Raw genomic sequence first — 15,007 nt, 5'->3', positions numbered from 1 at the left:
ATACGGTGAAACGGAGTGCAATACAAACTCAAAATCCATCCAGGGAATGTTTACCACGTAACCGGCAGCCTCTGGAAATGCAACACTCCCCCGCCGGGCATATGCCATACGGGGGAGTGTTTATTTAGTCTATAGTCAGCGGTTCGTTACGCCTCTGCTGTCAGCTCATGGCGGACAACAGGCTTTTCTGGCCGGTCAGGAAGCTCATCATGGCCTCCTGCACCTCCCAGAGCAGCCCCTCCGCCTTATTCTTATTGTATTCGTTCAGGGCGGCTATCCCCTGGCTCATGGATTTCTCCAGCCCGTCAGCGATTCCCTGCCCTTCCGGTGTGAGGCCCGGCTCCAGTGCCTTGACTGCCTGGGTCCACTGCATATGGAGATCGCTTACCGCTCCGCCAGCGTCCCCGCTGCTCCCCCCGCCAAGCAGGGAAGCGGACAAGCTGCTCAGCCTGCTTAACAGCTGGCTGCTGAGCGCGAAGTAGCTGTCTACTGCCGCTGCCGTTCCGGTATAGCGGACCTGATTCACAGCGGGCAAAGCCACTTCTCTCACATACAGCTCGATGCCTTGGCCCTTGAGCCCATTGCTAAGCAGTTTGGCCTGTTCACGGTCAGGAGACATTCCGGCGTACACACGGTTGCCGTCTGCCGGGTCAAGACCTGCGGCAAGGCCGGCGGTCAAGAGCTCCTGCCGGGCTTGCTCCGCTCCTGCCGGTGTGCTGAACACGCCATATTGCAGCAGATAATAGCTCTGGGGCGCAACCTGAACCGGAATCTGCGCGCTCACCGCTTCTCCCGTCTGCTCAGCAGGCACGCCCGTTATGTCTGCTGCATTAGTGCTGGTTGCCGCCTTCTGCCCCTGAGTGATTCCCGCCTTAACCTCCGCATTGCCGGGAGCTTCAGCAGTCTCCCCCGTCCCTCCTGTGATGAACGACAAGGCTGCGTATCCGAGCAGAATCCCCGTTCCCAGCGCTCCAGTTATGGACAGTGCGAACTTCCACCAATACGAGGGACGGTGGGTATGATAAGAGCCGCCGTAGCTATCCCGGTGAGCGCCGGATTGCTCATAACTGTCTGTAGCAGATTCACGGTTATCTTCATACAGCGGATAGTGGTCGTCTGTTGAATGCAGCAAACCTTGTTCATCCGCCCCTCCATAGGGGGAATCCTCCTCCGAGTCTTCCCTCTGTTCCCACAGATTCCTTGCAGAAGCAGGACGGACAACAGAATACAGTCCCAAATCATAGTCATCCTCAGGAGCTTTCGGTTTCCGGCGGCCGGCGCCCGGGGGCTTCATGTAAGCTGTCTCTAATGGCCGGGGCAACTCCACCTTCTCCAGATCCACAATATATTCATCGGCCTTGGTATAGGAGGATGCCTTCCCCCCCCCGGGCTGTACCTTGTAAGTCCCCTTATCCTCAAGAACAACACCGGTTTCGTTCACCACCCGGAGCGCTGCCTTCTCTGTCCGCTGCCTGCCCTGGTCCCCGTCGAAGCGGAAAGTCATTCTTCCGTTATTCAATGCCCTCACCTCGCGATCTTCAGTTCTATACTGAAAGATATGAAAGATGCGAGAGAGATATGCTATTTTAATATATTTACACCAGACTAAGCAGCTTCGCCTTCACTCCGTCTGCGGCATAATGCCTGCTGAGCGTACGGTAGGCCTGATCCGCAATAATAGAACCAAGCTCCGGCGACGTCAGCAGCCTGATCAGATGATCGGCAGTGCCCGCCGTTGTTCCTGCCAGCAGAATGTTCCGCCCCGGCTCGCAGATCAGCTCCTCCGAGCCCTTCGGGGTGCTGACCACCGGCGTGCGGAGGGCCCAGGCCTCCAGAATGCTGCTCTGACTGCCGCAGTCCTCACAGCATGAAGCAACCACAGCTCTGGCCCTGCGGATATAATCGGCTGTCTGCATAGCTTCTCTGATGATTAGAATAGAAGAGTTCTTCTCGGCGGCAGCTGCGACCTCAGCATGCACCTCACTGCTGATAATGCAGCAGCGGGTATCCGGCACTGCCGCCCGAATCAGCGGATATACCTTCTTGAAGAACACCAGCGCTGCATTCTTGCCGTTAGTGGAATGCATGTCCCAGTGCAGAACGATGGAGTTATCCTTGGCAGTATCTCCGGGAGCCGCATACGGCGGGGCGCTCAGATCAACGTACGGAGGAACTACATGCACCTTGCCTGCGTCGGCAAAGGATAACGCCTTAAAGGACAGTGCCTCTTCTTCTGAAGCGGCCAGCAGGAGGCTGGTCTTGTTCATTAACCGGCGCTCTTCCCGGCGGATCAGCGCATCGTTCAGCTTGCGGTAGCCTGTGCTGATTCCCCGCTTGACAGCCGCCCGTCCCTGCAGCCGTATGCCGCCTGCACGCCGGGCATCGGTGACGATAACAGCTTCAGGAAGCAGCGAAGCGACCAGGTCCAGCCCGTTGCCGAGCATGGCATAGGAGACAAACACATGGCTGTAGGCGTGCTGGCTGCACAACTCGCTAATTACCGCCCGCAGCGACTTGTCATTGCCGAGCATCGAGGCATCCGTACGTAGTCTGTTCAGCGGAAACAGCAGGCTTCTGCGGCTGGACGCAGGCCGCTTCACCTGATGCACGGTCAGGGCAGGACTGCGCAGAATTTGCGTCTCGCGGCGGTGGTGGCAATACTCCAGCAGATCAATATCAAACCGCTCCAGCAGCATATCAAGGAAATTCTCTGTTCTGATGTCTCCCTCCCGGTCTTCCGGCGTGTGACTCCGGGCAGAAAGGAACAACATTCTCTCTCTCATGGCTATAGCTCCTTGGTTCTATGTAAATGTGTATGAATGTGTACGAAACAAAAAAGGCCGGATGACATCCAGCCCAGAAATGTGAAACTATCGATGTAGATCTATAGTAACGCAGTCCTCCTGAGAAGGTTGTCGATTTATGGGGAAAAATAATTATTTTACATTCCATACCCCTTCAGACCAGACGAAGCAGCTTATCCTTAACACTTTCCGCCTCATAATTTACCAGCAGAGTCTCGTATGCACGGTCCGCGAGCACTATTCCTCTTTCATGATCCTGAAGCAGCAGTGTCACACTGTCGGCAAAGGAAACCGGGTCATCGGCAATCATAATATTCTGCGAATGCTCATAGAGCAGCCCTTCTGCCCCTTTGGAACTGGATACGACAGGGGTCCTCAGGGCCCAGGCCTCCAGAATTTTCAGCCTTGTCCCGCTGCCTTCCAGGAGCGGAGCTATGACTACCTGCGCCTTACGTATATAATCCGCCACACTGTCCACATACCCGGTAATGACGATAGAGGAATCCTCCAAGGCGAGCGCCGCTAATTCCGGGTGTACGTCCCGTCCGACAATATACCACTGGATATCCGGCACGCTCGCCTTAACCAGAGGATATACCTCACGGTAGAAGTAGAGGGCTGCGTTAATGTTAGGGAAGTAGTTCATATTACCCGGAAGAATAATCCATTTCTCCTTGGGCAGCTGCGTCTTGGTCCGGTAATCCTCCATACGTATGAAATTGGGAATGACATGGACCTTCTCTGCCTGGCTGGGGGCCAGTGCCTTGAAGGCCAGAGCATCCTCTTCCGAAGTGGTCAGCAGCAGATTCGTCTTGTCCATCAGCCTCAGCTCATCCTGGCGCGTCCATACAGCATTAAGGGAATAATAGACCTTGGCGATCCCCTTTTTCCCGCCTGCCAGCTGTGCAGACAATCCGCTCTCGAAATTATGCGCATCGGTAATGATCACAGTGTCAGGCAGGCAGCGCTGTACAATGTCGATGCAGCAGCCCAGCAGGCTGTGCGAAATGAATACATGACCGTAGGAATTCCGGCTGCAGAGCTCTATAATCTTCGCCTTCATGTCCACATCCACATGGCTCATATACGAGCAGTTCCGCCAGGTATACAGGGAACGGAGAAGCGCTTTGCGGTAGGTGACCGTACGCTCTACTTCATGCACTGTAAGTGACGGAAGTCCCTCCAGCGTCCCTGTCTTCCGGGAATTGGCATAGGTGATGAGCTCTACCTCATATTTGCCGAGCAGAAGCTTCAGAATATTGCCTGTTCTCAGCTTGCCCCCGCTATCCTGCGGATATGGATTCTCTGCAGAAATGAATAGCAACGGTTCCTTCATGGCCTCTTCTCCTACTTTCCATTGATCAATTGGCCCTGGACTCTCCGGGACACCCTAGGATCTATTACCCAAATTCAGGTGGTGCCGTCATACAAAAAAGGCGGTCCCCCGATAACCGGAGAATCGCTGTCATGCGGCATACTATTGAAAACCGGCCCTTCCTATTTCGTCAGAAAACCGGCTTCCGGCACCTTCCCCTTGTAGCTGTCACTCCTGACCACGCAGTTCCTGCCCCGCTGCTTCGCCTCGTATAGAGCGTTGTCGCTCAGTTTGTATAAGGTGCCTAGCGGCACTCGTTCACCTGAAAGAATCGTAATCAGACCGATGCTGACTGTATAGGACAGCGGCATGCCTTCGACCGTCGCACCAAGCACAGAGCAACGCAGCCGTTCCGCTATTCGTTCACCGTCTTCCTCATCCGACCGGTGCAGCAGCACCGCGAATTCCTCGCCCCCGAATCTTCCGAAGAGATCTCCGCTGCCAAGCTGGCGCTCAATTCTGCGGGCGAAATCCTGCAGCACCCGGTCTCCCGTATCATGGCCATAGGTGTCATTCACCTGCTTGAAATGGTCCACATCCAGCAGCATGAACGAGAAGGGCGTCATCTCCTTGGCCGCGGCAGCAATCAGAGGCTGGGCGCGCAGCACGAAGGCCCTGCGGTTCAAGACGCCCGTCAGCTCATCATACGTTGCCACACGCTCCAGCTCCGCATAGGACTGTTCCCGGGAGAGCAGCATGAAGCCCGCAGTTCCGAGGAACATCAGCAGATAGATCCCGGCATAGTAAAAGCTCTGCAGCCACACCGCTGCAATCGAGCCTGCCGGCGGAAGATAGAACAGGCTGCTGGCCTTACTGAGCAGAGCGAGGATCGCCACGCCGTACAGCATACCCGTAATTTCCTGCAGCGGGGTCTTTCTGACCTTCCAGGATAACAGATAAGCCGGATAGAGCAGCAGAATCGCACCCGTAAGTGCAGATACTGCAATCAGACGGGGGACATCCGAATGCATCAGGTAGAGTATGAGCAGACCTATCGCAGATATCCCCGCCAGCGTGTAATACCTCTGCTTCATTCGTTCGGAATCGGCTTCAAGCTTCTTCAGCAGAGCCAGAATCTCCGCAGTACCTGCAGCCACGCTCAAGAGAATAAGACTTGGAAGCACGAACGGAATATCATGAATTCCCTGTAATAACAACAGCTGCAGAATAGCAAGCTGCAGAATTTTGGCTGTCAGGAACAACGGGGTTGTCTTCTCTTTCGGATAACTGGGCCGGTATGCCAGAATAAGCAGAACCGTAAATAGATTGCCGAAAAAAAGACAAGCCAGCAATGTCTTCAAATCCAAGCCGGCGGTCATCATGTCCACCCCTTTGTTTAACGATATATCTATTATGATATGTATTTGAGGGTCCGTTTACCCGGACCGGACCACACGGTCCCGGCCTGCCTGCTTCGCCTGATAGAGCGCCAGATCACAAAGCTTGTAGAGTGCGTTCAAGCTGGTCTGCTGATCAGGCAGCACAGAGACTATACCAATGCTAACCGTATACCCGCAGGGCAGGCTGTGCACAGAAGCCTCCTTAAGCGTCTCCCGCAGCGCTTCTGCCTGATGGGTGCTGCTCAGCTCATCCTGCCCGTACAGCAGAATGGCGAATTCCTCACCGCCTACCCGTCCGAGCAAGTCACCGCCCGCAAGCGTACTCTCGGCAGTAAGGGCGAAATCCTGCAGCACACTGTCGCCGGTGTCATGCCCGTAGGTATCATTCACTTTTTTGAAATGATCCAGATCCAGCAGCAGCAGGGAACAATATTCCCGCTTCCTGGCGGCAAACGCCAGCTTCAGTTCGGCTTCCAGCAGGAAGGCCCGGCGGCCCAGAATCCCGGTTAGGCTGTCATAGGTGGCGATACGCTTCAGCTTCTGGTAGGAATGCTCATTGGAGAGCAGGATGAAGGCGGCAATGCCACCAATCAGCATCAGGAACATCCCGAGATAATACAAATACTGCGCCGGATTAGCCGTGAGCGGGCCCATATCCGGTTCCACCGCCAGCGCAACGAACGACCTGAGCAGCATCACCGCTGCAATCGCATAAAAAACGGTGGCGAGTATCTTCTGAAGCGGAGAGCGCTCCGGGCCCGCTGTCAAGCGGCAGCCAGGGTAGAGCACAAACAGCATGACCCATAATGAGGTCGTTGCGACCCGTATATTCGGATGGTTAAAGAACAGGGCAACGATAACGAAGCTGAGTATGCTTCCTGCCGTAATTGCCAGATAAAAGAGCTTCGCCCTGCGGTCCAGCATGCCCATCATCAGCAGCAGCGCAGCGATCTCCAGCCCTCCGCCGGCCAGAATGAGCGCATTGCTCAGAGGTACAGCAATTCTATGGGGAATATAGTCCCACAGCAGAATGGAGCTCCAGAAGACCACCTGAATCCACTTGGAGGCAATAAATAGACTGGAGGCAATGTCTTTGGGGAAGTGGTAGCGGTAAAACGTAATCATCAGACCGGAAAATAAATTCCCCAGAATGAACAAGTATAACAGCGACTTAATATCAAGCTGAAAGCCCATCAACACACCACCGAACTATCCGGATATACCTGCTCTATTCCGAACGATAACATTCACAGCTTATATCGGCAATATCATTATTATCTATGACCTCTAATTTCTTGTCCGCCGGATGCAAAAAGGAGCTGTCCCAATTAGCCTTTTATGGCTTATGGGACAGCTCCTTTTTTAAAATTCAACGGTTCCTGAAATCTTACCGGCTCTTCAGGCTGTCTGCCAGTGCATAACCGACCTTCCAGATATCCCCCGCACCCATTGTGATAACCAGATCACCGGGAGCAATGCGGTTCTGCAGATCTGCCAGCACAGCTTCCTTGGTCGGGAGATGACGCGCACCGGCATTGCTGTTCTGCACAATCAGCTCTACCAGCTTGGCTGAGGTGACGCCCTCTATCTGCTTCTCACCCGCAGGGGAGTAGATATCGGTAATAATCACTTCGTCCGCTTCGCTGAACGCCCGGCTGAACGCATCCAGCAGGAAGAAGGTACGCGTGTAGCGCTGCGGCTGGAACACGGCGATAATGCGTTTGCCTGTTGCCTTAGCGGCGCTGATCGTAGCCTGAATCTCTGTTGGATGATGCGCGTAATCATCAATGACGAGAATCTCGTCAACCTCGCCCAGCACCTGGAAGCGCCGTTTGGCGCCGTGGAACTTCACAATCGCAGCCGCAATGGCTTCAAAGGCAATGCCCGATTTCAGACAGGAAATCACTGCCGCCATGGAGTTATACAGATTGTATTGTCCCGGAATAGAGAGCTCAATACGGCCTAATACCTCTTTTCCATGATTCATGGTATAAGATACCTGGCGGTCACCGAGCACAATATCAGTCGCTGTATAATCGGCCGTCTCCGATTCGATCCCGTAGCTGATCACTTTACCTTGCACCTTAGGCAGCAGGGATTTCAGATTCTCATCATCCGCACATACGATAGCTGTTCCGTCCTCGCGCAGCTGATTCATGAACTGAACATAAGCATCCTTCAGCTTGCCGAAGTCGCCGCCGTAATTCTCCAGATGGTCAGCTTCAATGTTCGTCACGATTCCCAGCCAAGGATGGTATTGCAGGAACGAGCCGTCGCTCTCATCGGCCTCGGCCACGACGAATTCCCCTTGTCCCGCTTTGGCATTCGTGCCGACATTCATAATCTCCCCGCCGATAATGTAGGTAGGGTCCACGCCGCAGTCTTCCATAACCAGAGCAATCATGGATGAGGTGGTAGTCTTGCCATGCGCTCCGGCCACCGCTACGCCCTTGCGCTCATTCAGCAGCCGGGCCAGCATCTGCGAGCGGTGCAGAACCGGTATCTTCAGACGCTCTGCTTCCACCCATTCCACATTATCCGCGGCAAGCGCCGTGGAATAGACGACCAGATCCGCACCTTTTACCTGCTCCGCCGTATGCCCGATGAACACCTTGGCACCTTTGGCTATCAATTTCTCCGTTAACTCCTGGGCAGCTACGTCAGAGCCTGTAACTGTATATCCCATCTCCAGCATCACCCGGGCAATCGCGCTCATACCATAGCCGCCGATCCCTATAAAATGCACACGTTCAGTAGTATCCAACAGTTCGTCACCAGCCTTTTTCAGAATCGGGTTGCCGTAAAAGCGTACTGCGCACATCAGAAATCAAATACAGCGTTCCGGACACAACTGCGAGGTCATCGTCCGCTGTGATCGTCTGCAGCTTCTGCAGCGCTTGGCCCCAATTACGTTCTACTATGATTTCCAAGTTTTCCTTGGCATATTTACTCCGCAGACTTTCTGCGATCGCCTGCAGATCTTCCGCGTCCATTTTCTTACGGAAATCCGGTTCGGTCAGGATGAGCGTATCCACTATAGGCAGTATATGCTTGAGATACGACTCGTGATGCTTATTTGCCAGCATCCCCATGAGCAAATTTAATTTACCGTAAGGCTGGAACTGCGGAAGGCTCTTTGCGAGGCTCTCAGCCCCTTCCGGATTGTGCGCGCCGTCCAGAATAATTCTGGGCGAGGTGCTCACTTCCTCCAGTCTTCCGGCCCAGAAGGTGCCGCGGAAGCCCTCCAGCACATCCTCGTCCTCCAGCATGAAAGCCATATACTGACGCAGCACCTCAAGCGCCATCATTGCTCCGGCTGCATTCTGCAGCTGGTGTTCGCCTTTCATGGCAATGTCCAGCTCAAGCCCCCGGAATGGCCCGTTGAAGGTGAAGTGCTGGCAGCCATCTCGCTGCTCAACTCCGCTATAGCTGAAGTCTTCTCCCGCTAAATAGAGTGTCGAACGGGTAGCCGCCGCCTTGGCCTTCAATACAGCTACAGCTTCGGGCTGGCTCACACAGCTGACTACTGGAACGCCCGGCTTAATAATCCCGGCCTTCTCGCCGGCGATCAGTTCCAGCGTATCTCCCAGCACATCGGTATGGTCATGTCCCACGTTAGTAATGACCGACACCACCGGAGTAACGATATTCGTTACATCCAGCCTTCCCCCAAGCCCCGTCTCCCATACGACTACATCGGGATAACAGACTTCGCCGTAATAGAGAATCGCCAGCGCCGTCGCCACCTCGAACATGGTCGGTGAGCCCAGCTCAGTGCCCGCAATCTCCTCTACCAGCGGACGCAGCTGATTGGCAAGCGCAAGCAGCGTCTCCTCAGGAATATCCGTCCCGTTGTACTGGAACCGGTTCGTGAACTTCGTGATATAGGGAGAGGTAAAGGTCCCCACCGAATATCCGCTCTGAATAAGGACCGAGGTCAAAAAGGCGCAGGTCGAGCCCTTGCCGTTCGTCCCGGCCACATGAATGAACTTAAGCTTACGGTGCGGATGTCCCAGCTTCTCCATTAGAAGCTCTATCCGCTCCAGGCCCGGCCGGATTCCAAAAGGAATCAGACTGTTGATCCAGTCTACCGCTTCTGTATAAGAACTTAAGGGAGCGGCAGCGCCGCTCCGGGTGATCTCTTCCATGTCTGTTATCCTCTCAGCTCTGCAATACGGGCCAGCACTTTCTCGCGTCTGTCGGAATAATCCGCCTGCTTCGCCCGTTCTTCTTCGATGACTTTCGCCGGAGCTTTGGCTACAAAGCCCTGATTACTGAGCTTCTTTTCCACACGCTCCACTTCGCTGTTCAGGGTCTGGACTTCTTTCTCCAGACGGATAATCTCCTGATCGATATCGATCAGACCGGACAGCGGCAGGAGCAGCTCCGCTCCGGTAACCACGGCGGACATCATTTTATCCGGCGTCTGCGGCGCAAGGCCTGCTTCGAAAGAAGAGGTGTTGCAGAAGCGCCCGATGTAATTGTCGTTGCGGGAAATAATGTCCAGGGTGTCCTGGCTGCCGGCCTTAATGATCAGCTCAACCTTCTTGCTCATTGGCGCATTCACTTCCGCACGGATACCGCGAACAGCCCGGATGATATCCATCAGCAGGTTCATCTCTGATACCGCCTGCGGATTCTCAAGCGCCGCATCGTACTTCGGCCATTCGGCCAGCGTGATCGATTCTCCTTCATGCGGCAGATGCTGCCAGATCTCCTCCGTAATGAACGGCATGAACGGGTGAATCAGGCGCAGTGTACGGTCCAGCACGTAAGCCAGAACAGACTGGGTCTTGGCCTTGGCGGCTGCGTCCGCTCCGTACAGTGAGAGCTTGGCGAATTCGATATACCAGTCGCACAGATCATCCCAGATGAAGTTGTAGAGCAGGCGTCCGGTCTCGCCGAACTCATACGAGTCAATTAGACGCGTAATATCGCGGGAAGTTTCGTTCAGGCGGTGCAGAATCCAGCGGTCTGCTGTGCCAAGCTCACCTGTAATGTCAATATCTTCAAAGGCTACGCCTTCCAGATTCATCAGCGCGAACCGGGAGGCATTCCAGATCTTGTTGGCAAAATTGCGCGCCTGCTCTACCTTTTCCATCCGGAACCGCAGATCCTGGCCCGCTGTACTGCCGGTAGTAATCATATAGCGCATGGCGTCAGCGCCGTACTGCTCGATAACATCCAGCGGATCGATACCGTTGCCCAGCGACTTGGACATCTTGCGTCCTTCGGCATCGCGTACGAGTCCATGCATCAGCACATCCGAGAACGGCTTCTGTCCTGTGAATTCCATGGCTGAGAAAATCATGCGCGCTACCCAGAAGTAAATGATATCGTAGCCGGTAACCAGTACGTTGTTCGGATAGTAACGCTGATAGTCACTGCTCTCCCCGTCAGGCCAGCCTAAGGTAGCGAACGGCCAGAGGTTGGAGCTGAACCAGGTATCCAGAACATCCTCATCCTGCTTCAGGTCGGACAGCCCGCTGATACGGCGTGCTTCTTCCTCGTCGTGCGCAACTACAAGCTCCCCGGTAGATTCGGAGTACCAGGCCGGAATCCGGTGACCCCACCACAATTGGCGGGAGATACACCAGTCGCGGACATTCTCGATCCAGTTCAGGTACGTCTTCTCGAAGCGGTCGGGCACGAAGTGGACCCCGTCACCGTCCTTCTGTGCAGCGATGGCTGCTTCTGCCAGCGGCTGCATTTTGACGAACCACTGGGTGGACAGATAAGGCTCTACAACAGCCCCGGAACGCTCACTGTGCCCAACCTGGTGTACATGATCCTCAATGGAGATCAGCACGCCTTGCTCCTTCAGGTCGGCTACGATGGCCTTACGGCAGTCGCTGCGGTCCATTCCCTGATAAGCGCCCGCTTCCTCATTCATCACTCCGCCTTCATCCATTACATTGATCTGCGGAAGGTTATGGCGGACACCCATCTCGAAGTCGTTCGGATCATGCGCCGGTGTAATCTTAACCGCACCGCTGCCGAACTCCTTATCTACGTAATCATCAGCAATAACCGGGATCTCCCTGCCAATAATCGGCAGAATCAGCGCCTGGCCAATCAGATGCTTGTAACGGTCATCCTCCGGGTGTACGGCTACGGCTGTATCGCCCAGCATCGTCTCAGGACGCGTGGTAGCCACCGTGATATGGCCGCTGCCATCCTTAAGCGGATAACGCAGATGGTACAGATGCCCGTTCACTTCCTTGTATTCTACCTCGATATCCGACAGCGCTGTACGGGCAGCCGGGTCCCAGTTAATAATCCGCTTGCCGCGATAGATCAGACCCTTCTGGTACAGCTCCACAAATACCTTGCTTACCGCCTTCTTCATTCCATCATCAAAGGTAAAGCGTTCGCGGGAGTAATCGAGGGACAGGCCCATCTTGGCCCACTGGTCATGAATAGTCTTGGCATACTGGTCTTTCCAGTCCCATACCTGCTCCAGGAACTTCTCGCGTCCCAGATCATGGCGGGAGATTCCCTGCTGACGCAGCTTCTGCTCTACCTTGGTCTGTGTAGCTATCCCTGCATGGTCCGTACCCGGCAGCCATAGGGTATCATAGCCCTGCATCCGCTTGGTGCGGATCAGCACATCCTGAAGCGTGAAATCCAGCGCGTGTCCGATATGCAGCATTCCTGTTACATTCGGCGGCGGAATCACGATGCTGTAAGGCTCCGCATCCGGACGCTTGCCGGCTTCGAAGAAGCCCTTCTCCATCCAGTAAGCATACCATTTCTTCTCTGCCGCTCCCGGATCATATGTAGTCGGCATATCGCTCTGCTTGTGATTAGCTGAAGCGGTAGCTTCTGCCGCATCCTGCCCGTTCGGCAGCTCTGCTGCTGCATTGTTGTTATCAGCCATTGTGAACCCTCCACTGTTAAATGTATTGAGTAGCTAGCGGTTTTTCGAGAATACAAAAAGGCCCTTCGTCTCAAAGGACGAAAGGCCATTCTTTCGCGGTACCACCTTTGTTTCGCGCCAATAAAAAATAAACCACTGCCTTAAGTTCCCTTGCAGGTTCCCAAAGCTTAGCGCGACACTCATGCAGGGTAACGGCTGCAACCGGCCGCATCCTAACCGGTCTTCATGATGAAGACAAGCTCAGAAGGGCAACTCCGGGGCGACTTCGGGGGCTGCATCCTGCGGAAATTCACACCAATGATAATCCCGCTCTCTGAAGGGCTGACCGCCTACTCTTCCCGTTCCCAGTCTTTATGCTAGTTATTACTTAGTTCAATAATACATTCAGTGTTATCCCTAGTCAACCAGCATATACACAAAGGGCGCGCAGCAGACGTACCTTGGCGCTTACTCCCCGCTCCAGATCACTTGAACCACGTTGAAGCCCTGGCGGCTGCCCGTTCCGGGAGCCCCGTCCACGGTAACAGCAAACGTGCTGCCTGCATCAATAATCTGGAAGGCGGCCGCAGAGACTTCTTCCGATTTGGAAGTGGCGCCCTTTTGCGCAAAATAGTCCTTGTACGTATTGCCGAGCGTCTCCAGTCCTTGCTTGGTGGTGTAGCTAAAGGTAGCTGACGGCTTGCCGGTCGCCGAGCCTTCGATCAGATCAAATATCTTCGCGTCCGCCGGAAGCGGGAAGTCCGCCGGCAGACTCTTCGGCCGCTTCACAGAATCGGCTGGTGTTCCTGCGGACGAGCCGCCGGAGGAGACAGCCGGAGCAGCCGCATCACCGATGATGACCCGGCTGGTCGCAGCATCGTAAGTGACAGCGGTGTTCAGCGCTTCGCCGATGGAGCGTACAGGCAGATAAGTGATGCCGTTGTAGGTAATCGGGGCGAGGGTTTTGCCGTTGCCGTCTTTGGGCGTATATGCCTGACCGTTTACGACGATCCCGATTTTGTTGTTCAGGAGCGCCTTGATCTCCTGCAGATTGCTGGCGGCGTAGACACCGGCCGAGACTGTGAGCGTCAAGCTTAGTGCGGCCGCAGTGGCTGCCACTTTTCTCTTCATGTGAGTTATCATCCTTCCAGAAGTGGTGTACCAGCGCATAGCTGCCTGAATGTGTAATGTATGTAGGCCGGTATTGACTATTACCCCGGCTTAAGCGTTTTGTAAACCAGAAGCGGAAATCATACACAGAAACAGGAACAGCCCCATCCGTAAGGCAAGGGCTGTTCCTGTTAAGCCTGAATTCTCCGCACATCATCAATCTCAAGGGATGTATAGTACCTGTCCCTCTTCTACAATCTGACCGGACAGCCGGTTGTACATGGTCAGCTCCCGGGTGCTTAGCTGGTATTTCTCGGCTATGGTGTCCAGCGTCTCTTCCCGCTGCACAATGCAGAGCCTTACCTTGCGGAACAGCTCCGTCCCGCCCATGCCGCCGATGAACCGGCTCTTCCACGCTGTGTCATTGCCGGCCTCAGGAACAGCCTCCGCTACAGAGTCTAAATTGCCCGACAGCAGCTCCTCCTGCTCTCTGTTGGCACGGCTTGCGCTGAGCAGCGAGGAGAAGGTGAGCGGCTCCTGCTCGGCGGCTCCCGGTTCTTTTTTGCTGCCAAGGGCAACCTTGAGATCCTGCTTCTCCTCAGGGGGAGTCAGAGATTCCGCAGACAGGAAGACTTCATTGTCTGTGGCCTGGATCTCCTCTGCCGCCTCGCCTTCTTCGTTCCCGGCAAACAGCGCAGCAGCATCATTGGCAGCGGAGGTTAGCACCGGCTCCGGCTGCGCGGCGGAATGAAGCTTCGCATTGCCCCAATGATCCACTGTGTTCAAGGCGGCGGTGCCTGCCGGAGAAGCCGTATCCAGGCTATGTGTCCTTGCTCTGGGTTCCTTGTCCTTCAGGGGTGGAGAGAGATAGGCGGCGGGCTGGGTGTACGTAGTCTCTTCAGCATACAGAGGTTGGACTACAGCCTCAGCCGGGTTAGCGTAGCTCTGATCTTCTTCAGAGCCCTCGGCTGCCCCCTCGCCATAGGTCCAGAGCGAATTCTCATACAGGGTATCATTCTCCGGACTGCGGAATTTCTCCTCAGAGGCATTACCGTCTCCTGCCTCCGGCGAATAGGCTACCGTATATTCCTCCTGCTGCCAGGCCGGCTGTGCATCTGCACTTCCGATTCCGCGCAGCGAGAGCACACCGGTAATGTTAACGGTTCGCATCGTCAGCAGATCAATATCGAAATTCTCGATCTCCACCCCTATGTCATCAAGTGAGCTGACCCGGGTCAGCGGAACAGTGATTTCAACAGGAATTGCATGCTCCAGACGCTGTGTAAGGTCATCCTCCCCCCGGTAGAGTCCGGTGAGCAGCAGTTGTCCGTGCAGCTCGGCCCGGTCCTCCCGCTGGATGACCTGGATGTCGGGAACCAGCTCGACTTCCTCCAGCTCTGCTATTCCCGGAAGCTCTTCCGAAAGGTGAATGCGTTCATAAATATCAAACCGCAAGCCATGGGACTGGTCAAACACGGGAAATGTCCTCCTTCTTGGCATAATCTATCCCTGAGACAAG

10 protein-coding genes and 1 other annotated feature are annotated in these 15,007 nt (G+C 54.9%); all 10 genes read right to left on the bottom strand.

Annotation, left to right across the window (positions count from 1 at the left end):
- Nucleotides 1–160: 160 nt before the first annotated feature.
- A complete protein-coding gene (locus NSU18_RS26895; RefSeq protein ID WP_341150499.1) occupies nt 161–1,519 on the bottom strand; it encodes an SPOR domain-containing protein in 1,359 nt (452 codons plus the stop codon).
- Between the two features lie 76 nt (nt 1,520–1,595).
- A complete protein-coding gene (locus NSU18_RS26890) occupies nt 1,596–2,783 on the bottom strand; it encodes a glycosyltransferase (protein ID WP_341150498.1) in 1,188 nt (395 codons plus the stop codon).
- A 175-nt stretch (nt 2,784–2,958) separates the two neighbouring features.
- Complete coding sequence (locus NSU18_RS26885; RefSeq protein ID WP_341150497.1) at nt 2,959–4,140, bottom strand: glycosyltransferase family 4 protein; 1,182 nt, start codon at nt 4,138–4,140, stop codon at nt 2,959–2,961.
- A gap of 161 nt (nt 4,141–4,301) precedes the next feature.
- Nucleotides 4,302–5,498: a GGDEF domain-containing protein gene (locus NSU18_RS26880; RefSeq protein WP_341150496.1), complete on the bottom strand. Its 1,197-nt coding sequence runs from the start codon at nt 5,496–5,498 to the stop codon at nt 4,302–4,304.
- Nucleotides 5,499–5,555: 57 nt separating this feature from the next.
- Nucleotides 5,556–6,713, bottom strand: a complete 1,158-nt coding sequence (locus NSU18_RS26875) for a GGDEF domain-containing protein (RefSeq protein WP_341017207.1) — start codon at nt 6,711–6,713, stop codon at nt 5,556–5,558.
- Nucleotides 6,714–6,906: 193 nt separating this feature from the next.
- Entirely contained in the window at nt 6,907–8,283 is a 1,377-nt protein-coding gene (murC, locus tag NSU18_RS26870; RefSeq protein WP_341017206.1) for a UDP-N-acetylmuramate--L-alanine ligase, read from the bottom strand.
- A 7-nt stretch (nt 8,284–8,290) separates the two neighbouring features.
- A complete protein-coding gene (locus tag NSU18_RS26865; protein ID WP_341150495.1) occupies nt 8,291–9,667 on the bottom strand; it encodes a bifunctional folylpolyglutamate synthase/dihydrofolate synthase in 1,377 nt (458 codons plus the stop codon).
- Between the two features lie 5 nt (nt 9,668–9,672).
- Nucleotides 9,673–12,309: a valine--tRNA ligase gene (locus NSU18_RS26860; protein ID WP_341151108.1), complete on the bottom strand. Its 2,637-nt coding sequence runs from the start codon at nt 12,307–12,309 to the stop codon at nt 9,673–9,675.
- 160 nt (nt 12,310–12,469) lie between these two features.
- Nucleotides 12,470–12,754, bottom strand: a binding site (T-box leader).
- A gap of 92 nt (nt 12,755–12,846) precedes the next feature.
- The gene (locus NSU18_RS26855) at nt 12,847–13,509 is read right to left on the bottom strand and encodes a stalk domain-containing protein (protein ID WP_341150494.1); all 663 of its coding nucleotides are present in this window, start codon (nt 13,507–13,509) and stop codon (nt 12,847–12,849) included.
- A gap of 201 nt (nt 13,510–13,710) precedes the next feature.
- Nucleotides 13,711–14,964, bottom strand: coding sequence for a LysM peptidoglycan-binding domain-containing protein (locus NSU18_RS26850; protein WP_341017201.1), 1,254 nt, complete (start codon nt 14,962–14,964; stop codon nt 13,711–13,713).
- Between the last annotated feature and the right edge of the window lie 43 nt (nt 14,965–15,007).

This window comes from Paenibacillus sp. FSL H8-0048, assembly GCF_038002825.1.
Lineage (GTDB): Bacteria > Bacillota > Bacilli > Paenibacillales > Paenibacillaceae > Paenibacillus_AQ.
Note: the sequence above shows the minus strand (reverse complement) of the source record. Positions and strands in the feature narration are given on the sequence as shown.

Excerpts from the sequence above, each read along its gene's own strand:
- NSU18_RS26890 (WP_341150498.1), bottom strand. The coding sequence starts at position 2,783 with ATGAGAGAGAGAATGTTGTTCCTTTCTGCCCGGAGTCACACGCCGGAA.
- NSU18_RS26885 (WP_341150497.1), bottom strand. The coding sequence starts at position 4,140 with ATGAAGGAACCGTTGCTATTCATTTCTGCAGAGAATCCATATCCGCAG.
- NSU18_RS26880 (WP_341150496.1), bottom strand. The coding sequence starts at position 5,498 with ATGACCGCCGGCTTGGATTTGAAGACATTGCTGGCTTGTCTTTTTTTC.
- NSU18_RS26875 (WP_341017207.1), bottom strand. The coding sequence starts at position 6,713 with ATGGGCTTTCAGCTTGATATTAAGTCGCTGTTATACTTGTTCATTCTG.
- NSU18_RS26865 (WP_341150495.1), bottom strand. The coding sequence starts at position 9,667 with ATGGAAGAGATCACCCGGAGCGGCGCTGCCGCTCCCTTAAGTTCTTAT.
- NSU18_RS26860 (WP_341151108.1), bottom strand. The coding sequence starts at position 12,309 with ATGCCGACTACATATGATCCGGGAGCGGCAGAGAAGAAATGGTATGCT.
- NSU18_RS26855 (WP_341150494.1), bottom strand. The coding sequence starts at position 13,509 with ATGAAGAGAAAAGTGGCAGCCACTGCGGCCGCACTAAGCTTGACGCTC.